Here is a 19,069-nt window from a genome sequence, read left to right on the forward strand (position 1 = left end):
CTACCGGAACGCGGAAATCCCCGTGATGTGCTGGCCCAGGATCAGGGTGTGCACTTCGTCGGTGCCCTCGTAGGTCCGTACGGATTCGAGGTTGTTGGCGTGCCGGAGCGGTGAATAGTCCAAGGTGATGCCGTTGCCGCCCAGGATGGCGCGGGCGTCCCGGCAGATCGCGATCGCTTCGCGTACATTGTTCAGCTTGCCCACGGAAATCTGCACCGGCGCCAGCGTCCCCGCATCCTTGAGCCGGCCGGTGTGGATCGCCAGCAGCACGCCCTTCTGTATTTCCAGCAGCATGTTCACCAGCTTCTCCTGGGTGATCTGGTAGGCGGCCAGCGGCTTGTCGAACTGCAGCCGTTCCAGCGAGTACTTCAGCGCCTCCTCGTAGCTGTCCCGGGCCGCGCCCATCGACCCCCAGAGGATGCCGTAGCGGGCCTCGTTCAGGCAGGAGAACGGTCCGCGCAGGCCTTTCGCGCCGGGCAGCAACGCCGAGTCGGGCAGGCGAACATCCTCGAGGAACACATCGCACTGGATGGAGGCACGCATGGACAGCTTCGGTTCGATCGGCACGGCGGAGAAGCCCGGGGTGTCCGTGGGAACGAGGAAGCCGCGGACGCCGTCGTCGGTCTGCGCCCAGATCACTGCGACGTCGGCAATGGAGGCCAGCCCGATCCACCGCTTGGCGCCGCTCAGGACCCAGCCGTCGCCGTCGTGCACTGCGAAGGTGCTCATGCTGGACGGGTCGGATCCGGCGGTGGGTTCGGTGAGGCCGAAGCAGCCGATCAGTTCGCCGCGGGCCATGCCCGGCAGGTACCGGTTTTTCTGTTCCTCCGAGCCCCATTTATGGATGGCGGTCATGGCCAGCGACCCCTGCACGGAGACGAAGGTGCGCAGGCCCGAATCGCCGGCCTCCAGTTCCATCGCGGCGATCCCGTATTCGACGGCGGAGCGGCCGGGGCAGCCGTAGCCCTCCAGATGCATGCCGAGCACACCGAGGTCGCCCAGTTCCCGGACGATTTCCACCGGGAAGACGGCGTCTTCGTACCAGTCCTTGATATTCGGCCGGATGCGCTCGTCCACGAAGGCGCGGACCTTCGCGCGCAGGGCCAGTTCGTCCTCGCTGAGGAGTCCGTCCAGGCCCAAGACGTCCGACGCCGTCCGGAGGGTTTCGAGGTCCGGTGCCGCGAGGGCGGGAGAGGCCGCGGCGGGAGAGGCCGAGGCGGTGGACGGCGTCGTGGGCGTGCTCATGGTTCCTCCTGCGGCCGCAGCTTCGCGGCCCGAACGTGGTGTCTTGCCGGAATCGGCGGCGTGTTGTCCAAGTCACATTACTATTGCGGGCGCAGTACTATTTCCAGCATGACTGAGGCTTATCTGGTGTCCGGCGTCCGCACTCCCGTCGGCCGCTACGGCGGTGCCCTCTCAAGCGTCCGCCCCGACGATCTCGCGGCCCTGGTATTGCAGGAGGCGGTGGCCCGCGCAGGGGTGAATCCGGCCGACGTCGACGAGGTACTGCTGGGCAACACGAACCAGGCCGGCGAGGACAACCGGAACGTGGCACGGATGGCGGCCCTGCTGGCCGGGTTCCCCGATACCGTGCCGGCGATGACCGTAAACCGGCTCTGCGCCTCCGGGCTCAGCGCGATCATCACGGCCTCGCAGATGATTAAGTCAGGCGCCGCGGACATTGTGGTGGCCGGGGGAGTGGAGTCGATGTCTCGGGCGCCGTGGGTGCTGGCGAAACCGGAGAAAGCCTTCGCCAAGCCGGGGGAGCTGGCTGATTCCGCGATCGGCGCCCGCTTCACCAACCCTCGGTTCTACGACTTGCCCGGCACCACTTATTCCATGCCCGAAACCGCCGAGGAGCTGGCCACCCGGGATGGCATCACCCGCGAAGATTCCGACGCCTTCGCGCTGCGCTCGCACCAGCGCGCGCTCGCGGCCATCGACGAGGGGCGCTTCACGGACGAGATCGTCCCGGTGGAAACGAAGAAGGGCGTGGTGAAGACCGACGAGGGTCCGCGCCGGGAAACCAGCATCGAGGCGCTGGCGAAGCTGCGGCCCATCGTGCGGTCCGACGGCGTGGTGACCGCCGGGAACTCAAGCTCGCTGAACGACGGCGCGTCCGCCGTCGTCGTCGCCAGCGCCAATGCCGTCCGTCGGCTGGGTCTGAACGCCCGCGCCCGGATTGTCGACGGCGCTTCCGCCGGTGTGGCGCCCGCCGTGATGGGCATCGGGCCGGTGCCTGCAACGCAGAAGGTGCTGGACCGGGCGGGCTGGTCGCTTGGCGATCTCGAAGCCGTGGAGCTGAACGAGGCCTTCGCCGCGCAGTCGCTGGCGTGCATACGCGCCCTGAACCTGGACGAGTCCATAGTGAACCGCGACGGCGGGGCCATCGCTCTCGGGCATGCGCTGGGGTCGTCCGGGTCCCGGCTTACGGTGACGATGCTGAACCGGATGGAACGTGAGGGGGCGTCGAAGGCCCTGGTGACCATGTGCGTGGGGCTGGGCCAGGGCGTCTCGATGCTGCTGGAGCGGGTGTAGGCGCTTACCTACGCGTCAGCCAGCCGGGCAAGCAGTTCGGCGTCCTTCGTGAGGATGGAATGGAGTGCAGCGTCGATTTCACGCCGGCGCTCGTCTCGATCCTCACTGTCCCGCGGGTCTTCATCCTGCTCGCTCATGCGAGCACTCTACCGCCCGCATGTTTCGGCAGCGCCGGGCTGTGTCGAAAGCATCCGCAATAGCTAGCGGACGTTAGTCTTTGGAAGTTATTTCAGGTGAAAAGAAAAAGGAAAAATGAGCAAGATAAATATGGCTACCGTGCTGCTGATTGGTGCAATTGCACTGACTGGTTGTAGTTCCGACGACAACGAAGCCGGAAATGAGTCGGCCGCAACGCCTTCGACCGTATCTGTCCCGACCAAGACGCCTGAGACGCCCGACGCCCCTGAAGTAGCTGAGTCCGAGACTGCTGTGGCTGTGGCAGAACGTCTCAAGGCGAGCGTACCTACAATTAGCGCGATCACGGAGGTAACGGAAACCAACGATTCGAATGGTTTGATTGGCCGTCCCGGTCAATACACCAGCGCAGCCTGGATTGCCGATACAGCCGCTGACCCTAGTGAAACGGGTGTGGATGGTGGGGCCGTAGTTGAGGTGTTCGCGACTCCCGAAGACGCACAAACCCGGTCGGCGTATATTCAGGAGACTCTTGCGAGCCTGGGCCCGGCATTCGGTACCGAGTATCACCATCTGGACGGCGCAGTTTTGCTTCGGGTCTCCGGGGTTCTAATGCCTAGTCAGGCGATCGTGTACGAACAGGCCTTCACCGAATAAACAGACAGTCTCAAATAAACCCGTCTCAATCAGGGGGTATCGCCATGCCGTTGTTCAGCACTAAACCGATAGTGGAAAAGAAGGAACAGTGGACCTCGGCCCAGCCGCCGCAGGCGGTCCTGGACGCGTTGGCCACGGCCTTCTCCTCCCACGGAGAGGAGGTCCGGCGGGGAGAGTCCTCGCTGGAAGTGCACATGGGGTCCAACGCGCTGTACCGGACCTGGGGCAACATGACGGCTGAAGGCCGCGCCAATATGCCCGTCGCACTGACCTTCAACGCGTCCGAATCCGGGACCGGCACCGCCATCGAGGTCCATGCGTTCGACACCTTCGGTTTCCGGATCGGCAGCGGTAAGTCCTTTGGTGTTGCGGAGAGCTTTAACCGGCGGTTGGATGAATTCCTGAGCTACGCAGCAGGGGTGATCGGTAGGGACCGCCCCATCACGGAGCCCGCTCCTGCCCCGCCGCGGATCAACATCTAGGCCGGTGTATCCGCAGCTCCGTCCGGCAGCTTGCGAGTGGAAAGGGCTTACCAGCGGACCTTCGGGACTGCACTCTTGGGAATTCCCGTTTTCCAGTTAGGGGGCCCGGGAATTTCGTCGGGATTGGCGAGGAAGTCATTCAATGCCTTCTCCGCCGTGCTCAGGCCGTGTACGAACACCACGGGTTCGCTATTCCTCTGCGGGGCGGTGACCTGGAAGCCGGAACCCGCTCCCGAAGATGACTGATCAACAATCAGTACGGCCCAGGTGTCCTGGTGGTCAACATCGGGATTGCGGTGGCACACCAGGCCCGTGGTGATACTTCCCGAGATTTGCAGGTGCGCAGATCCATGCTCAATCAGCAGCGCGTGCTTCGCCTTCCGGCCGCCGTCCATGGCCTGGAGTTCCGTGACTGCGGCCTGCCAGATTTCGCTGACCGAGTTAAATCCTCGATACCCCAAAAACCACTCTCCCGTGCGGGCATTCTTGCGCATCTCGATCCGCATCTCCTGCAGGCCTATTCCGGTCAGCATGCCGACAATGAGACCTAGATTCCATGCAAGCGCGGGCATGCCGACAATGAAAAAGGATAGACATGAGCCAATCAGGGCGGCGAGGAAAATCCAGGGCGACCGGAGTGGAAGCAGCACGACTATGGCGCCAAAGAGCAGACCAGCCCCAAGCAAAGGGAAATCAGAGGGCAACTTATCCTGATTTCCATAGACGAACACGTACACAGCACCGGCCAGAGCCATGACGGGAAAGAGGAGCGGCAAAAAGGGAGGCTTACGGGGAGGGCGTACCCCGCCTTTCAAAGCACCGGGCTGTTGAGACATGAATGAGACCTTTCATAAATCCAGCAAAGAGCGAGGTTGCGGAGCCGATCCTATCCTTGAAAGGGAATAACATCCGAAGGCTTAACGGCATAACTGCCTGATTTCCCAACGCCTTCCGCAGCCTAAATGCCTCGCGACCAGCCAGGCCTATCCCCGCACCAGCCCCAGCATCAGCCGGACAATTTCTTCCCCGGCCAGGATCCCGCGCGACTCGGTGACCTGAAGGTGCGGATCGAAGTAGCCGGCGTCGTCCAGCTCGCCGTGCGCGGGACGGAACGCGACGTCGGCGCACTCCAGCATCGGCCGGTCCAGGAGGGAATCCCCGGCCGCGATGACGCGGTCCGCACCGATGCGGCGGGCAACCTCGGCCACGGCCTGCTGCTTGGTGACCGGCGTCGGCACGCAATAGAGCTTGCGGCCCTGCAGCGACACGGTCCAGCCGCGCGCATCGCACCAGTCCTCCAGAGCCAGCAGGAACTCGCCGGGGAGGGCATCCCGGTCCACAATCGCGTACACGAACAGGTCCTCAGCGGAACGAAGCTTCAGAATCCATTCATGGAACTCAGGACGGCCCAGGTAGGCCTCAACCTCGGCCAGCGGTGCGCACCCGGAGCCCACCAGGCGGCGCACGGAGGCCTGCCAGTCGGCGTCGGGCTCTCCATGGTGCAGGATGACGCCGCCATTGGTGGTGACGGCATACTCCGGCGTCGGGCCGGGCAGCTGGATTCGGCGGTACTGGGCCACGGTCCGCGTGGTCACGGGGACGAACACGGAGACTTCCGCGGCGGAGACCAGCAGCGCCTCGGCGGCACGGGTCATGAAGGACAGCGGCTTACCCTCATAGACTTCGGCCACCACCATGGCAGGAGCCAGGGCGTCCTCGGTGTTCAGGAACAGCGCGTTGGCGGAGTAGATCAGGGTGCGGTCCAGGTCGGACGCGAGCATCGTCTTCACGCGTCGGCTCCCGGAACGGCAGCAGCAACGGCCCGTCCGTCGGCGCCCACGGCGCCGGCAGTGAACCGGGGATGGATCAGGCCCACGCAGCTGAACGGCAGGTCCGGCACTTCCTCCACGGGCACGCCGCGCTGTTCGGCCAGAAGCAGCACATGCGCCACGTCCTCCAGCGCCCCGGGATGCACCAGCACCTTCCACGGCACCCGGCGCAGCAGCACACGGGTGGTCTCGCCGACGCCGGGCTTCACCAGGTTCACGTTGTGGATGCCGTATTCCTCGCTTAGGCGCTCCACTGCCTGCCAGCCCACCCACGTGGGGGTCCGGTCCGCAGCAGCGAGCGACGCCGCAGCAGCCTCCGCTTCGGGGCGTACGTCGTCGAAGTGCCGTTCGATCGCCGTCAGGAAGTCCCGCGACACATCGGCGCCGGCCAGATGCGCGTAGAACTTCGCGCCGTGGAAATCGTCCGGCGCAATCAGGTCCTTGTTGAAGACCGTGCGGGACACCAGCCCGGAGACGGTCGAGTTCAGGCAGGCCGACGGAATCAGGTAATCCTCCCGCGTGCCGAACAGCTCCACGGAATGGCCGGGATCGGCCAGCACCGCGAGCTCCGGGGAGAACCGCACACCGTCGGTGGCTTCGAACTTATCCAGCGCCGCGGTCAGCTCACGTGTGATGGCGCCCTTGCCGGTCCAGCCGTCCACGAACAGGATCCGCTCGGGGGAGTACGTCCGCGCCAGATAACGCAGCGCCGTTTCATCCATTCCCACGCCGCGCACAATGCTCATGGTGTAGTGCGGCAGGTCCAGCCCGTGCATCCGCTGCGCCCAACGGCGCATGAGGATCCCGATCGGTGTGCCGGCCCGGGCGAGCGACACCAGCACCGGTTCGCGGTTTCGGGCGGCCAGCGCCAGTTCGGTCACGGTGCCGACGGCGGACGCGACCCGGGGCGCGGAACGGCGCAGCGCCTCCTCGTACAGGTCCTGGTACTGCGCCGAGGGCAGGTACTCCATCGGCAGCGACTCCGCGTAGTTCGCCCCGCCGGACTGGATGGCCGCCTCCCGCTCGGCGGTGGGGGCCTCCAGTTTGGCGTCGCGCAGGTCCTTCAGCAGCCAGGTCACGTCCTCGGGCGCGTAGGACCCGAACTCCGGGCCGGTCAGCGGCACGGCCGCCGCAACGGAACCGGTCCAGTCTTCGGCTGCGGGGACATCGGCCGGCAACAGGACAACGACGACGGCGCCGGTCACCGCGCGCAGCGCCTCGGTCACGCTGCCCGGGCCGCTGATGGATGCAGGGTCGGTGCCGGGTTCGGGCAGGAGCACAATGCTGTCGAAGCCGGTGTCCGAGGCGGTGCCGTCGGCGGCTTGGCGGGGTCCGACGTTGTAGGCGTGCCGCGGGCCGGGACCATCCTCGGTGACATCGTGGCTGGCGAAGTCCACGGCATTGGCAATGGCGTAATCCGGCCGGTCAATCGGCACAATGGGGGAGCGCGTGGTGGTGGAGAACCGGACCGAGGCACCGGGCAGGGCCTCGGCCACGGCGTTGGCGATGGTCAGCGGCACATGGATGAATTCCTCGCAGCCCAGGACCAGCACCGATTCCGCCGATGCGGGCAGTGCGGCGGAGATGCGGGAGGCAACGAGCGCCAGGCTCTCTGCCGAGACTGCTCCGGGCAGGGCGTCCGGCAGGGTGCCGAGGTATTCGGAGGAGATGCCGGCACGGTTGCCGAACCGGTCACTGCGCAGGCTGCGTGCGGCACTGGAGTAATCCAGCACGGTCACGCTACCGGGGTCGGAAACGGCAGCGGACAACGCGGCCGGCTCAGTACCGGCCGGCTCTGCGCCGGCCGGCTCCTGAGGAGCCAATCCGCCGATCAGTTCCTCGGCCCGGGTCAGGATGTCCTCGCCCAGTTCGATGCTGCCCGTCCCCAGCGCGACCACGCGGATGCTGCAGCCCAACTCGTCCGCCAGCTCGTCGAAACGGGCACGGTCGGTGTCCGAGCGCAGGTCGATCAGCGAGGCCACCACGTAGAGCGGATGCGGTGCGGCGGCATGCAGTTCGGTGATGGTGTTGATGACGGTGGCGCCGGTGCTGAGCTCATCGTCGACCAACACGACGGGGGTAGGGCTGTTCAGCCGGGCAGGGTCCACGGGCAGCAGCCGGTGCGAGGTGGCGTGTGAATGGGCTTCCTCGAAGGCGCCGTACGCCACCGCACCCTCCGGTGCGTGCCGGGTGGAATGGATGTAGTAGGAGCCCAGCATGTCGGCGACGAGCCGGCCCAGACCGGTGGCGGTCTCCGCGTAGCCGATGGTCACCACCTCGGAGTGGGCGACGGGCAGGTCCCAGAGCCGTTCACGGGCATACTGCAGCCGGGCGCGCGGTGTGCGGGCCGCGGCGTGCCGGCCGCCGTCGTCGTTTGCCCGCCTGGATCCGGCTGTACTCTCGCAGTCCTCGAGCACCGCCGCAAGGTCGGCTGCGACGCCGCGCAGCACGGCGTCGTCCACCGTGCTGCCGAGTGCCGCTCCGGCCAGTGCGCCGAGAAGCTCTCCGGCAGCCAGGACGAGCGCCGGTTCGGTGGGTACATGTTTGGCCAGCACGCGGGACACGAGCAGGTGCGCGCGGCGGGGGTTGCGGCGCAATGCCAGTCCCACCAGGTCCTCTACCGGCAACAGCGCTGCAGGATCAGAGGTGATCCGCGCTCCCAGGGCCTCGTTCACAAATCCGCCGGTCCAGGGGTGGTGCTTCAATTCATGCTCGCTTCCAGAAGATCTACATAGGTGATGTCGGGGGCTGCCACGCCGAAGGCAGCGGCCCGGACGAGGGTGGAAGCTGCCCACGCCTGATGCGGTTTCATTTCGTTCATCTTGTTGCGGTAGGGCGACGCCGCGGCGCCGCCCCCGGCCTCGCCGGAAATGTGGAGGGCATCCAGGTATGCCTCGTGGCTGATCACGGACATGGCATGGACCAGGGGAACGTGCGAGGGGTGGATGACGGTCTTGCCGAGCAGTCCGTTGGCCTGGTCCAGTTCGATTTCGCGGATCAGCCCGTCCAGGTTCGCCGTCAGAAGCCGCTGGCGCAGGCCCAGCTCGTCGGCGTCCGCGAAGGGGGAGGAACGAAGCATCGGGCGCAGCAGGCGCTCGCCGGAGCTGTAGTGTTCCCAGACCGGGCCGCTGATGACAAAGCCGCCCGGCCTGCCGAGCATGTTGACGATGTCCCCGATCACCGCGGAGACCACCTTGACGTCGTAAATGGTGAGGTCCCGGGAACGGCGCAGCCCATAGGCGCTGGACATGTCCGTGGCGCCGATCCGCACGGCCAGGATGTCCGGCCGGTTCGCTTCCAGCACCTCGAAGATGCCGCCGAGGGTATGCGTGCGGGTCTCGGCGTGGATCATCAGCGGAGACTCGAGGATCGGCATGATCCGCAGCGGCCGTGCACCGGGATCGGCGGCCCAGCGCGCGTCGTTCACGGTATGCAGGGCGTCGAGGAAGCGCTGGGCGGCACCGGACGTGTTCTCGAACTTCGGAATGACGAACCCGGTGAGGACGTCCAGGGTCTGCCCGCCGCGCTCGGCGAGGCCCAGCAGCTGTTCGGGCGTGCGGACGCGGACGAAGAGCATCAGGTCTTCGGGGTCGCCGGTCTTCCGGATGCCGGCAGCGTGCAGCTCGGCGAGGGCTTCCACCACGTTGGTCTCTGCTGCCGGAACCTCGGCGTCGGCAATGGAATCCTCCAGGCAGATGACCATGCTGACGGCTCCGCGGGCAGCCTGTTTGCGGACGTCCTTGACCAGGTCCGGGCGGGTTGCGGGGCAATAAAGCGTGGCCCCGAGCGCGGTCGCCAGCAGTCCGGCGTCGGAATCGAGGGTCAGTTCCTGCGGTGCGAGATGGAACAGGCGGGCGGTTTCCGGCTCGCTGAGGTAGGAGAAATGGCGCATCGGATTAGCGCCCCTGGTAGGGGAGGCGGGTGGTCATGGTGAAGCCGAAGGCCTCCCAGATGGCTTTGAACTCCATGCCGTACGGCAGTTCCTCGGCCCGGAGTTCGAGTACGTCGTCAATGCGGATCACGGAGAGCGCGTAGTAGCTGCGGTGGCCGGCCTGCGCCGGGATGGTCACCGACTTGCCGTTGTAGACCCCCACGCTCATGGGCTGCTTCGGCTTCGCGAAGAACAGTGCCCGGCGCAGCATTCGAACATGGCGCAGCGGAACGAGCGCGAGGTCATCCTCATAGCCGACCAGCGGCCGGTTGCCCGGAGCCTGGACCTGGACGCCGTCCAGGTCTTCGGGCCGGAACTCGCCGGCGGAAATGGAGCCGGTGCTGTATCCCGGGCCCTCCCACACCGCACGTACGGTACCGGCAACCACGAGGCTGCCCACGGCGGATTCCATGGGAGTCAGGCGCAGAACCGGGTTCTGCCGGTCCAGGCTGCGCAGCTCGCCCATGCCCGGTGCCGGGAAGAGCCTGTTGTGCAGGGGCTCCGCCCGTACCGGTTCGGAAGTGCGGGAGGACGACGTCGGCCGTGGTGCTGCGGGGGCAGCGGCCCGGCTGCTGGCCGCCTCGGCATTCGGGGACAGGCCCAGCGAAAGCGACGGGGAGACCGACGGCGCGGGCTGCTGCCGCGGCGGCGGGGACAGCGAAAGGGACCCCGGAGCCGGAGCCGGAGTAGCAGGGGTGGCCGGCCGGGCGGCGGGCGTGGACGCGTGGGGTGTGGAAGTGCGCGGCGCTGCGGCAGGGGCCGGCGGCGTCCGCGGCGCGGCGGCCGCCGGGGGCGCAGCGGGAGCCGCCGCGCGCGGCTTGACCCGGCGGCTCAGGAAGGGAAGGTCGGTGCGGACGGCCGACGAGCGGTTGACGGCCATCGCCTAGAGATCGAATCCGAAGTCGGCAGCCAGTCCGCGCAGGCCGGTGGTGTACCCCTGGCCCAGGGCGCGGAACTTCCAGTCGGTGCGGTGCCGGTACAGCTCGCCGAACATCATGGCGGTGATGCTGTCCCGGTTCGCCGAGGGCAGGTCGAACCGGACCAGCTCCCCGCCGTTGGGCCGTGCCACCCGGATGTAGGCGCTGCGCACGGCCGCGAAGGTGCCCGGTCCGCGCATCTCCGGGTCGGCGTACACGGCGAAGACAATCTTGGAGACGGCGTCCGGCACCCGGGACAGGTCGACGTCGATCTGCTCCGTGTCGTCGTCGCCCTCGAACACCACGGAACCCTCCGGGCTGGCGATCTGGTTGAAGAAGACCAGGTGCTCGTCGGAGAGGACCCGGCCGTCGGAGCCGCACAGCAGGGTCAGCGGAACCAGTTCGGCGGCGGGCCCGCGGCTGGGGATCACGTCCCAGCCCAGTCCCACCAGGACGGAGCTGAGGCCGGGGTTTTCGGCGGTGAGGGCGGCATTGGCGCCGGCTACCAGGGTTCCCATCAGCGGTCCCCGAGGGTCAGGGAGGAGGGGGAGAACTTGTCATCGAGGAACCGTCCGTGGGTGGACAGCTCGGCAATGGCGCCGGTGCGGACCTGGTTCTCCAGGTCCCGGGCAATGCCTTCCAGGATGGTGAGTTGGTCAACGAGCAATGTGGTGGCCTCTGAACTCTCGGTCCGCTCCCGATCGCTGAGGGCCACGTAGGCACGCAGGGGCGTAGGGAGGTAATTGGTAATGATGGCGTTGAGCAGCACGCGCTGCTCGGTGGAGGCGCCGTGGCTGCCCACGTATTCGACCAACGGCGCCAGGATGTCGTCGATCTGCCGGACCATGGAGGACACCAGGGTCGGCAGGGCGGCGCCCGCCCGGCGCACGGCCCGGCGCAGGTTCTCCAGGGACTTCACGGTCTCCTGGTGTTCGGCGTCAGGGCCCGACGGCGGCGTGGCCGCGGACAGCGCCGGTGGCGGTTCCGGCTCCGGCGAGTTGCCGAAGAGGGAACCGAAGAACCTGCCTACTGCCATGGCCTGCTCCTACCCACCGGTGCTGTCCTGCCCGGCATTTAGCGGGACTCGCTCTGGCGGGACCGCTCGAGGTACGGCTTGGCCTGCGTGATGGTGGATTCCAGGGACTTCACGGTCCCTTCCATGTTGCGGGCCGCTTCCGAGCGGAACGTGTCGATCGCGTCCATGGTCTGGTACACGTTGTCGAACGCCTTCTGCAGGGTTTCCACGCTCACGCCGGAGCTGGAGGCCTGCTGGTGGATCCGGGCGGTCTGGTCCTTGAGCATTTCGCTGGTGCTCAGGATCATGTTGTTCGTGGTGGTGTTCACCGCGTCGATCTGGTCCAGCACCATCTTCTGGTTGGCCAGGGCCTGGGCCACGATGACGGCGGTGCGCAGCGCGGAAATGGTGGTGGTGCGTGCCCGCTCCACACCCTTGATCAGTTCCACGTTGTTCTTGCGGATCAGGTCCATGGCGAGGTAGCCCTGCACGGACACGGCCAGCTGGGTGAGGATGTCCTGGCGGCGCTGGCGGATGGGGAAGAGGACATCCGCTTCCAGGGCGTTGGCCTGCTCGATCTGCCCGGAGTTCTTGAGCTTGTCCACCTTTTCCACGCAGGCCGCATCCAGGGACTCGGCGAGCACGGAGTATTCGCTCAGGGTCTGCATGGTCTTCCACAGCTCCACCTTTTCCCCGGCGAGGGAGGCGTTGTCCTTGAGCAGTTCATCCTGGCCGGCCATCAGGGCCTTGATGATCTTGTCCAGCTGGACCTGCGCGGACTCGTACTTCTGGAAGTACTTCGCCAGCTTGTTGCCGCCGGGGATGATGCCGAGGATCTTGCGTCCGGTGCCCAGGTTCGCCTGGTTCGGGGTGAGGTCCTCGACGGTGCTGCGCAGGTCGCCCAGGGTGACGGCGACCTTCTTCTGCGCATCGTTGCCGGACTTCTTCGCCCCGGCCACGGAGGTGGAGGAACGGTCCAGCAGACGGGTGGAGTATCCGGCGGACTGCACCATTTCCGCACCGGCCAGCTTGTTGATGGAATCCACCTGGGCGGTGAACTCCGGGCTGCGGGCGTCCAGCTTGGAGACTTCCTCCATGAAGGACTTGGCCTGGGCGGCGATTTCGACGCGGCGTTCCTCCGGCACCGGAACCATGCCCGGGGCGCTCTCGGGAGCGACCGGAGCGGGCGGTTCCGGGGCTTTCAGCACCAGGGCGGCTTCGGTGGCGTCCGGGGGAGTCAACGGTGTGGTCATGGTCCAGCCTTTTCTTGTGAGCTGCGTATACGGATGCGGGGAGTGTCCCGGCCTGCGGAACACTCCCCGCAGGGTGTAACTGGAAAAGCGAGTCTAGCTGAGCTGCACGCCGAAATCGGTGGCGATGCCGGCCAGGCCGGTGGCGTAGCCCTGGCCTACGGCCTTGAACTTCCATTCGCCGTTGTTGCGGTACACCTCGGCGAAGATCATGGAGGTCTCCGGCGCGGCGTCCTCGCTGAGGTCGAAGCGGACAATCTCGCTGTCGTTTTCCTGGTTGATGACACGGCAGTACGCTCCGCGGACCTGGCCGAAGTTCTGGTTACGGGCCTCGGCCTGGTCGATGGAAACCACAATGACCACGCGGTCGACGTCGGCGGCCATCTGCGTCAGGTCGATCTGGATCTGCTCGTCGTCACCTTCGCCGGCGCCGGAACGGTTGTCGCCCAGGTGGGTGACGGAGCCGTCCTTGGCAGCGGGCTGGTTGTAGAAGATGAAGTCGTCGGAGGAGCGCACCTTGCCGTTAGCTGCGATCATCAGCGCCGAGGCATCCAGGTCGAAGGGTTCGCCCGTGGTGGTGCGCGGGTCCCAGCCCAGGCCGACTACGGCCTTCTGGAGTCCGGGATCGGTTTTGGTGAGGGAAAGGTTGTTGCCCTTGGTGAGGGTCAGTCCTGCCATGGTGTTCAGCTCCTTGTAGACGTGGGGATTAGTCGAGGGCGATGCCGAAGTCGGTGGCAACCCCGTACAGCCCGGACGCGTAGCCCTGGCCGATGGCGCGGAACTTCCACTCTCCGCGGTTGCGGTAGATCTCGGCGAAAATCATGCAGGTTTCCGCTGCGGCGTCTTCACTGAGGTCGTAGCGGACCACCTCAGCGTCGGTGTCCTGGTTGACCACGCGGCAGTACGCATCGCGCACCTGCCCGAAGTTCTGGTGCCGCGCTTCGGCCTGGTCGATGGAGACCACAATGACCACGCGGTCGACGTCGTCGGTCAGGATGCTGAGGTCAATCAGGATCTGCTCGTCGTCGCCGTCGCCCTGGCCGGTGCGGTTATCGCCCTGGTGGACCACCGAGCCGTCCTTGGCGGACAGCTGGTTGTAGAAAATGAAGTCATCCTGGGAGCGCACCTTGCCGTCGGCTCCGAGCAGCAGAGCGGAGGCGTCCAGGTCGAACGGATCTCCGCTGGTGGTGCGCGGATCCCAGCCCAGGCCGATCAGGGCCCGTTCCAGGCCCGGGTCAGCCTTGGTGAGGGAAAGGTTGCTTCCTTTTGAAAGTGTCAGGCCGGACAAGGTGCTCTCCTTACGGATGGGCGGGTGGTTAGAGCGAGCGGGCTGCGGTGGGGATCAGGTCCATCACGGTGCGCCCCTGGGCGCGTTCGCCGATGGCCTTGAAGCTCCAGCCGGACCCCTCGCGGCCGACCTTGGCCATCACCATGGCGGTGTGGTTGCCGGCGTCGGTCAGCTGGTAGCGGGCGATTTCCGGGCTGCCGGGCGTGGAATCGTCGACCAGGCGGCAGAACGCGTTCTCGACCTGGTCGAAGGTCTGCCGGCTGTAGCTGGAGATCACGAACACGATGTTCTGCACTGCGGGGGAGACGGCTGCCAGGTTCACCAGGATGACCTCGTCGTCGCCCTCGCCGGCGCCGGTGAGGTTGTCGCCGGTGTGCTTGGCGGAGCCGTCCTTGCTCGCGAGCTGGCCGTACCAGACCTGGTCAACAGCGTTGCCGTTGGCGTCGAAGAAGATGGCCGAGGCATCGAGGTCCACTTCCGCGGTCTTCTTGCCGCCGAACAGTCCCCGCTTGACCGGGGCAGCGGAATCCCAGCCCAGTCCCAGGCGGGTCTTGCTCAGTGCTCCGCCGTCCTTCTTCGTCAGTGACAGCGACTGACCTTTCTGCAGGCTCAGGCCCATGATTCTCCCTCGTTAGTTTGTGTAAACAGGATCTTTGGATGCACCGGCGGACTTCGCTGCGCGCTTGTTACGCACAATCGAGGAGGTCAGCGACGCGAGGATGAAGACCACGCCGATCAAGCCGGTGATGACCTCGTTGATCTCGATTTCGATGGTGAGCAGCAGGATGGCCGCCAGGGCGCCGATGGCCCAGTGGGCACCGTGGTCCAGGTAAACGAACTCGTCCAGGGTGCCCTGCTTCACGAGGAACACGGTCAGGGACCGGACGAAGATCGCACCGATGAGGCCAAGGCCCAGGGCAATGATGATCGGGTCCGAGGTGATGGCGAAGGCGCCGATGACACCGTCGAAGGAGAAGGACGCGTCAATGACTTCCAGGTAGAGGAAGAGCATGAAGGCGGCCTTGCCGGTGGCCTTCACCAGGGCGCCGTTGCCGGACTTCGGGGCGCGTGCCTCGACGTCGTCGGCATCGAAGTCGTCGTCGCCGTCGACGTCGAACATGTCACCCAGGCCGGTGACCAGCAGGTAGGTGATCAGGCCGGCGGCGCCGGCGATGAAGACGTCAGTGGTGTGCGAGGGATCCGAGAGGGCACCGGCGGCCAGCAGGGCACCGAGGCCGACGATCAGGGAGGCGCCGTTGACCTTGCCGACCTTAGCGAACGGGGTTTCCAGCCAGCGCAGCCAGCGGATGTCCCGGTCTTCGAACATGAAGTCAAGGAAGATCATCAGCAGGAACAGGCCGCCGAAGGCGGCGATCTGCGGGTGGGCTTCATGCAGGAGGTAGCCGTAGCTGCCCGGCTCGTCCGGATCGCCCTTCTCGAGGGCCAGCTGCAGCGCTTCGATCGGGTTGATGCTGGCGGTGACGCCCACAATGACCAGCGGGAAGACGATGCGCATGCCGACGACGGCGATGAGGATGCCCACGGTGAGGAACATCTTCTGCCAGAAGGGGCTCATTTTTTCGAGAATGCGCGCGTTGACCACGGCATTGTCGAAGCTAAGGCTGATTTCGAGAACGCCCAGGATGGCGCAGAGGATGAGTGCCTCTACCCCGCCGTAGAAGAACGCCGTTACCAGCGCGGCGGCCGTGATAACAAACGACCAACCGAAAGTTTTGAAAAACACTCTGCTTGCAGCTCCTTCAGTTCCTGCGCGCAGCCGGTGGGGGCGGAAAGGGCAAAAACTAGGTAGAGGATGGCTTCATCCGAATCGAATTAGGCTTCAGTATGTCGCACCCCGGACACCGCGGGCAACTACCGGCGGTGACGTTCGCGGAGAGGGTAGAGCCAGGGGAGTGCAGGGCGCCAGAGCAGCGGCCGACTGCGGCAGTCCGTTGAGTCCTTTTGACGAGGCGGCGGCGATTGGGCGGCGGCCCTCGCGGTCTGAAAGAATAATGGAAAGCCTGCTTACTCAGGCACCCATTTGAAGGAGGACTGCATGCAGGACGAAAAGTTTGGGAACGGAAATCCGGAACCGGTTATGAACATTCCGGCAGCAGACGTCGTCAGCGGCGGCGCATCCGCCGCCCCGCCCGCGCAGGTGGACCCCGCCGAGGTTGCCGTCCTGGCCGAGGCCGAAGATCCGGGTACCGACCCGCTCCGGCTGCAGGAACTGGCCACCGACCACCCGCTGGCGCGCCCTGCGGTGGCAGCCAACCCCGCTGCCGGCCCGGAGCTGCTGGCCTGGCTCGGTGCGCTTGGCGACGCCGGCGTGAACGAAGCACTGGCGCGCCGCGGCGACCGCTAGCCTCCACTCCACTGGGAACGTCCCGTTGCACGAAGTCGATGCGGCGGGACGTTCCTTTTAAAGCGAAGCCTAGATCTCGGCGACGGCCACCAGCGGGAAGGTAGGCGTGGCGGACCCGCCCGCAGGCTCAACCGTCAGGGCCACGGCTCCGGCCTTGGCGACGTCACCGCTGAGCCAGACGCTGACGTCCCCTCCGGAAAAGTGCGTATCCGGAATGGGAGTCTCGCCCTCGAGCAGCCACAGCTGGTACTCCCGTCCCTCGCCGGGATCCGGCAGGGTGTCCGCGACGAACAAGGCGGCATCCTCCTCCCGGGAAACAACCAGGGTGGCCGGTTGGCCGTTGACGTCGACGCGCTGCGTGGCGACATCCGGTGCGGCCAGCAGCCGGGTTTCCCGGTCCTGTTCCTGAGCTGCCTGCTGTTCCTGCTCGCGCTGCTCCGACTGGACCCCCAGGTTCCAGCCGGCCAGGCCGATTCCGGGGAGCAGGACCGCAGCCGCTGCGGCGGCAAGGAGACGACGCCCGCGGCGTCGTCGTCGTTCCTCCAGGGAGACGACGACGGCGGCCGGCCCGGTCCAGGGGCCGGGCAGCGGCTGGGTGCCGTGGATGGAAGACAATACGGAGCTGCGCAGGGCAGGCGGGGGAGTCTGGGCCGTCTCCGCAGCAAGGCCGGCGGTGACTTCGGCATATTCGGCGACCTCCGCCTGGCAGCGGGGGCAGTCCGCCAGATGTTGTTCGAATTCTTCGCGCTCGGCAGGCTCCAGGGCGTCCACGGCATACAGCGGGGCGAGCTCATGGAGGTCCCCGGCGTTCTGGCTGTGCTGGTTCATGACTGTCCCCCCAAAGCCGAGCGAAGCTTCTTCAACCCGTCACGGATCCGTGCCTTGGCCGTGCCCAACGGGATATCCAGGCGCAGGGCAACCTCCTGATAGGTGAATCCCTGGTAGTAGGCCAAGGCAACGGCTTCGCGCTGGAGCGGGGTGAGGGTGCTCAACCCGTTCTGCACCTCGTGGGTTTTCATCCCCTGCTCCACTTCCTGCCATGTCTGGTCCACTGGCGTTCCCGTCCGTTGGTCCTCGTAGGTCTGTTCCCGCTCGCGTTCACGGGCCACCTGGCGTACCCGGTCCACTGCCCTGCGGTGGGCAAGGGTGCATAACCATCCCAGCACTGTCCCGCGCGCCGGGTCGAAACGTGCGGATTGCTGCCAGGCCATCAAATAGACCTCCTGGACAACTTCGGCCGCGATTTCCGGAGACCTGGTCACCCGCACCGCCAGCCCGTACACCTTGGCGGAGGTGGCGTCATACAGGGCCGCGAAACTGGTTTCGTCACCTTCGCCGCAGCGTCGCACCAGATCGGCGAGCCCGGGCCCTCGGTCCTCGTGCCCGTCGTCCGGTGCGGAGGCAGGCCGAGCGGTGAAGTCCGTCGGGCCGGTTCCCGAGTCAGTCATGGGCTCCCACAGGTCATCCCTTCGACGACGGCCCCCGGCCGAGGCAACGGACGGGGAGATGTTCGCTGAGAACACTGTCATACTTTTGCACCGCGCAGATACCGAGTCTCCATACCCAGTGTTCGCAGCCGGGCCGCCGATGGATGGGTGCCCCTCTTATCTCCCCGGACAGGTAGCCCGCACAGATTTCAAAGTAATTTCCCTCACGACCCATCCGGGAACGGATCGGCTCCGAACCTTCCATGTCTAACGACCGATGCACGCACCTCGATGTGCACACCGACACGACGAAGGAACCGATCATGAACAAGAAGATGCGCCTGCTTGCCGTTCCCACCCTGGCCCTGGGTGCGCTGGCCCTTTCGACGGGTCCCGCCATGGCCCACGGCGAAGACTCTTGGTCGAGCCAGGCCACGCTGAACACCATGAACAATTCGGGCACCACCGGACAGGCCATGGTGGAGGTGCACGGCATGGAAGCAAAGGTCACGGTCAACGTCTCCGGTGCGGCCGAGACCTTCATGGACGGCCCCTTCCCGCACGCCCAGCACATCCACATCGCTGCCCAGGGTGTCTGCCCCGGTCCCGATGCGGACACCGACGGCGACGGCGTCGTCAACACCACCGAGGGACACCCGTTCTACGGCCACATCGGCAACTCGCTTACCACCGAGGGCGACACCAGTGCAGACTCCGCGCTGGCCATCGATCGTTTCCCGGGCGGATCCGCCTACACCTACGAGCGCACCTTCGAACTGACTCCGGAGACCGCAGCATCACTGAAGGATGGGTCCGCGGTAGTGGTAGTCCACGGCGTGGATCCCGCGCTGATGCCCGCCGCCGCAGCGGAGAAGATGTCCGACCTCGATGAGACGCTGCCTGCCGCAGCGACCCTCCCCGCGGCCTGTGGCACGCTCGCCGGTTCGCAGATGGATGCGATGCCCGAAGGCGGAGCGGACACCGGGGTCGAGGCAGCAGCCGGCAACGGCAACACCGCCGGAATTGCCGTAGCCGGCGCCGGTGTTCTGGCCCTGGCCGGTGGGGCGATGGCTATCCGCCGTCGTGCCAACGCCTAAGACTGACCCCCGTAGCTGAAGCGTCGATTCCCATGACGGCATCCCGCCCCGGCCGCCGCGAGGGCGACGGCGTCCTGCACCACTGCGGCTCCCGCATCGCCGCGGCCCTGCACCTTGTAGCCGCCGAGCGCGTGCTCG

The 19,069-nt window shown here is 66.3% G+C and carries 21 protein-coding genes and 1 pseudogene; 5 read left to right on the forward strand and 17 right to left on the reverse strand.

The features are described 5' to 3' along the window. On the reverse strand, nt 1–1,245 hold the full coding sequence (locus tag NNX35_RS12350) for an acyl-CoA dehydrogenase family protein (protein ID WP_255867927.1): 1,245 nt from the start codon (nt 1,243–1,245) through the stop codon (nt 1–3). A gap of 108 nt (nt 1,246–1,353) precedes the next feature. On the opposite strand from NNX35_RS12350, the gene NNX35_RS12355 reads away from it, so the two are divergent. Next, the gene (locus NNX35_RS12355; RefSeq protein ID WP_255867928.1) at nt 1,354–2,538 is read left to right on the forward strand and encodes a thiolase family protein; all 1,185 of its coding nucleotides are present in this window, start codon (nt 1,354–1,356) and stop codon (nt 2,536–2,538) included. Nucleotides 2,539–2,546: 8 nt separating this feature from the next. On the opposite strand, the gene NNX35_RS12360 is transcribed toward NNX35_RS12355, so the two are convergent. Continuing rightward, a complete protein-coding gene (locus NNX35_RS12360; RefSeq protein WP_255867929.1) occupies nt 2,547–2,675 on the reverse strand; it encodes a hypothetical protein in 129 nt (42 codons plus the stop codon). A gap of 115 nt (nt 2,676–2,790) precedes the next feature. On the opposite strand from NNX35_RS12360, the gene NNX35_RS12365 reads away from it, so the two are divergent. Both NNX35_RS12365 and NNX35_RS12370 read left to right on the forward strand, forming a co-directional pair. Then, nucleotides 2,791–3,330 (forward strand): hypothetical protein, encoded by a 540-nt coding sequence (locus NNX35_RS12365; RefSeq protein WP_255867930.1) that lies wholly within the window; start codon nt 2,791–2,793, stop codon nt 3,328–3,330. Between the two features lie 71 nt (nt 3,331–3,401). Then, nucleotides 3,402–3,812 carry a hypothetical protein gene (locus tag NNX35_RS12370; RefSeq protein WP_255867931.1) on the forward strand — a complete coding sequence of 137 codons (411 nt, stop codon included), beginning with the start codon at nt 3,402–3,404 and terminating at the stop codon, nt 3,810–3,812. Between the two features lie 47 nt (nt 3,813–3,859). Here the strand turns inward: NNX35_RS12370 and NNX35_RS12375 are convergent, their stop codons facing one another. The 12 genes from NNX35_RS12375 to NNX35_RS12430 all read right to left on the reverse strand — a co-directional run bounded on the left by NNX35_RS12375 (nt 3,860) and on the right by NNX35_RS12430 (nt 15,786). Further along, nucleotides 3,860–4,648, reverse strand: a complete 789-nt coding sequence (locus tag NNX35_RS12375; protein WP_255867932.1) for a hypothetical protein — start codon at nt 4,646–4,648, stop codon at nt 3,860–3,862. Nucleotides 4,649–4,795: 147 nt separating this feature from the next. Then, nucleotides 4,796–5,593, reverse strand: coding sequence for an HAD family hydrolase (locus NNX35_RS12380; protein WP_255867945.1), 798 nt, complete (start codon nt 5,591–5,593; stop codon nt 4,796–4,798). 5 nt (nt 5,594–5,598) lie between these two features. Continuing rightward, entirely contained in the window at nt 5,599–8,346 is a 2,748-nt protein-coding gene (locus NNX35_RS12385; protein ID WP_255867933.1) for a phosphoribosyltransferase domain-containing protein, read from the reverse strand. Further along, nucleotides 8,343–9,533, reverse strand: a complete 1,191-nt coding sequence (locus NNX35_RS12390; RefSeq protein ID WP_255867934.1) for an HpcH/HpaI aldolase/citrate lyase family protein — start codon at nt 9,531–9,533, stop codon at nt 8,343–8,345. Before NNX35_RS12390 ends, NNX35_RS12385 begins: the two co-directional genes overlap by 4 nt. Before the next feature lie 4 nt (nt 9,534–9,537). Continuing rightward, nucleotides 9,538–10,452, reverse strand: coding sequence for a hypothetical protein (locus NNX35_RS12395; RefSeq protein WP_255867935.1), 915 nt, complete (start codon nt 10,450–10,452; stop codon nt 9,538–9,540). 3 nt (nt 10,453–10,455) lie between these two features. Continuing rightward, nucleotides 10,456–11,007 (reverse strand): TerD family protein, encoded by a 552-nt coding sequence (locus tag NNX35_RS12400; RefSeq protein ID WP_255766830.1) that lies wholly within the window; start codon nt 11,005–11,007, stop codon nt 10,456–10,458. Beyond that, complete coding sequence (locus NNX35_RS12405) at nt 11,007–11,525, reverse strand: hypothetical protein (RefSeq protein ID WP_255766831.1); 519 nt, start codon at nt 11,523–11,525, stop codon at nt 11,007–11,009. Before NNX35_RS12405 ends, NNX35_RS12400 begins: the two co-directional genes overlap by 1 nt. Before the next feature lie 38 nt (nt 11,526–11,563). Continuing rightward, a complete protein-coding gene (locus NNX35_RS12410; RefSeq protein ID WP_227923330.1) occupies nt 11,564–12,757 on the reverse strand; it encodes a toxic anion resistance protein in 1,194 nt (397 codons plus the stop codon). Nucleotides 12,758–12,850: 93 nt separating this feature from the next. After that, the gene (locus tag NNX35_RS12415) at nt 12,851–13,432 is read right to left on the reverse strand and encodes a TerD family protein (protein WP_255766832.1); all 582 of its coding nucleotides are present in this window, start codon (nt 13,430–13,432) and stop codon (nt 12,851–12,853) included. 28 nt (nt 13,433–13,460) lie between these two features. Beyond that, nucleotides 13,461–14,042: a TerD family protein gene (locus tag NNX35_RS12420; RefSeq protein WP_255766833.1), complete on the reverse strand. Its 582-nt coding sequence runs from the start codon at nt 14,040–14,042 to the stop codon at nt 13,461–13,463. 28 nt (nt 14,043–14,070) lie between these two features. Next, complete coding sequence (locus NNX35_RS12425) at nt 14,071–14,661, reverse strand: TerD family protein (RefSeq protein WP_255766834.1); 591 nt, start codon at nt 14,659–14,661, stop codon at nt 14,071–14,073. Between the two features lie 12 nt (nt 14,662–14,673). After that, nucleotides 14,674–15,786: a DUF475 domain-containing protein gene (locus NNX35_RS12430; protein WP_255766835.1), complete on the reverse strand. Its 1,113-nt coding sequence runs from the start codon at nt 15,784–15,786 to the stop codon at nt 14,674–14,676. Nucleotides 15,787–16,098: 312 nt separating this feature from the next. On the opposite strand from NNX35_RS12430, the gene NNX35_RS12435 reads away from it, so the two are divergent. Continuing rightward, the gene (locus tag NNX35_RS12435; RefSeq protein ID WP_255863859.1) at nt 16,099–16,407 is read left to right on the forward strand and encodes a hypothetical protein; all 309 of its coding nucleotides are present in this window, start codon (nt 16,099–16,101) and stop codon (nt 16,405–16,407) included. Between the two features lie 69 nt (nt 16,408–16,476). Here the strand turns inward: NNX35_RS12435 and NNX35_RS12440 are convergent, their stop codons facing one another. Next, a complete protein-coding gene (locus tag NNX35_RS12440; protein ID WP_255863860.1) occupies nt 16,477–17,235 on the reverse strand; it encodes an anti-sigma factor domain-containing protein in 759 nt (252 codons plus the stop codon). Further along, nucleotides 17,232–17,930, reverse strand: a complete 699-nt coding sequence (locus NNX35_RS12445; RefSeq protein ID WP_255863861.1) for a sigma-70 family RNA polymerase sigma factor — start codon at nt 17,928–17,930, stop codon at nt 17,232–17,234. The genes NNX35_RS12440 and NNX35_RS12445 overlap by 4 nt, the downstream gene beginning before the upstream one ends. 167 nt (nt 17,931–18,097) lie before the next feature. Here NNX35_RS12445 and NNX35_RS12450 point away from each other — a divergent pair, with 167 nt between their 5' ends. Continuing rightward, nucleotides 18,098–18,931 (forward strand): hypothetical protein, encoded by an 834-nt coding sequence (locus NNX35_RS12450; RefSeq protein ID WP_255863862.1) that lies wholly within the window; start codon nt 18,098–18,100, stop codon nt 18,929–18,931. A gap of 38 nt (nt 18,932–18,969) precedes the next feature. On the opposite strand, the pseudogene NNX35_RS12455 reads toward NNX35_RS12450, so the two are convergent. Then, nucleotides 18,970–19,069: pseudogene (locus NNX35_RS12455) on the reverse strand (3-methyl-2-oxobutanoate hydroxymethyltransferase); the annotation flags it as partial.

The sequence above is a fragment of the Arthrobacter sp. zg-Y844 genome (genome assembly GCF_024385465.1).
Lineage (GTDB): Bacteria > Actinomycetota > Actinomycetes > Actinomycetales > Micrococcaceae > Arthrobacter_B.

Excerpts from the sequence above, each read along its gene's own strand:
- NNX35_RS12350 (WP_255867927.1), bottom strand. The coding sequence starts at position 1,245 with ATGAGCACGCCCACGACGCCGTCCACCGCCTCGGCCTCTCCCGCCGCG.
- NNX35_RS12355 (WP_255867928.1), top strand. The coding sequence starts at position 1,354 with ATGACTGAGGCTTATCTGGTGTCCGGCGTCCGCACTCCCGTCGGCCGC.
- NNX35_RS12360 (WP_255867929.1), bottom strand. The coding sequence starts at position 2,675 with ATGAGCGAGCAGGATGAAGACCCGCGGGACAGTGAGGATCGAGACGAG.
- NNX35_RS12365 (WP_255867930.1), top strand. The coding sequence starts at position 2,791 with ATGAGCAAGATAAATATGGCTACCGTGCTGCTGATTGGTGCAATTGCA.
- NNX35_RS12375 (WP_255867932.1), bottom strand. The coding sequence starts at position 4,648 with ATGTCTCAACAGCCCGGTGCTTTGAAAGGCGGGGTACGCCCTCCCCGT.
- NNX35_RS12380 (WP_255867945.1), bottom strand. The coding sequence starts at position 5,593 with ATGCTCGCGTCCGACCTGGACCGCACCCTGATCTACTCCGCCAACGCG.
- NNX35_RS12390 (WP_255867934.1), bottom strand. The coding sequence starts at position 9,533 with ATGCGCCATTTCTCCTACCTCAGCGAGCCGGAAACCGCCCGCCTGTTC.
- NNX35_RS12395 (WP_255867935.1), bottom strand. The coding sequence starts at position 10,452 with ATGGCCGTCAACCGCTCGTCGGCCGTCCGCACCGACCTTCCCTTCCTG.
- NNX35_RS12400 (WP_255766830.1), bottom strand. The coding sequence starts at position 11,007 with ATGGGAACCCTGGTAGCCGGCGCCAATGCCGCCCTCACCGCCGAAAAC.
- NNX35_RS12405 (WP_255766831.1), bottom strand. The coding sequence starts at position 11,525 with ATGGCAGTAGGCAGGTTCTTCGGTTCCCTCTTCGGCAACTCGCCGGAG.
- NNX35_RS12410 (WP_227923330.1), bottom strand. The coding sequence starts at position 12,757 with ATGACCACACCGTTGACTCCCCCGGACGCCACCGAAGCCGCCCTGGTG.
- NNX35_RS12415 (WP_255766832.1), bottom strand. The coding sequence starts at position 13,432 with ATGGCAGGACTGACCCTCACCAAGGGCAACAACCTTTCCCTCACCAAA.
- NNX35_RS12425 (WP_255766834.1), bottom strand. The coding sequence starts at position 14,661 with ATGGGCCTGAGCCTGCAGAAAGGTCAGTCGCTGTCACTGACGAAGAAG.
- NNX35_RS12435 (WP_255863859.1), top strand. The coding sequence starts at position 16,099 with ATGCAGGACGAAAAGTTTGGGAACGGAAATCCGGAACCGGTTATGAAC.
- NNX35_RS12440 (WP_255863860.1), bottom strand. The coding sequence starts at position 17,235 with ATGAACCAGCACAGCCAGAACGCCGGGGACCTCCATGAGCTCGCCCCG.
- NNX35_RS12450 (WP_255863862.1), top strand. The coding sequence starts at position 18,098 with ATGTCTAACGACCGATGCACGCACCTCGATGTGCACACCGACACGACG.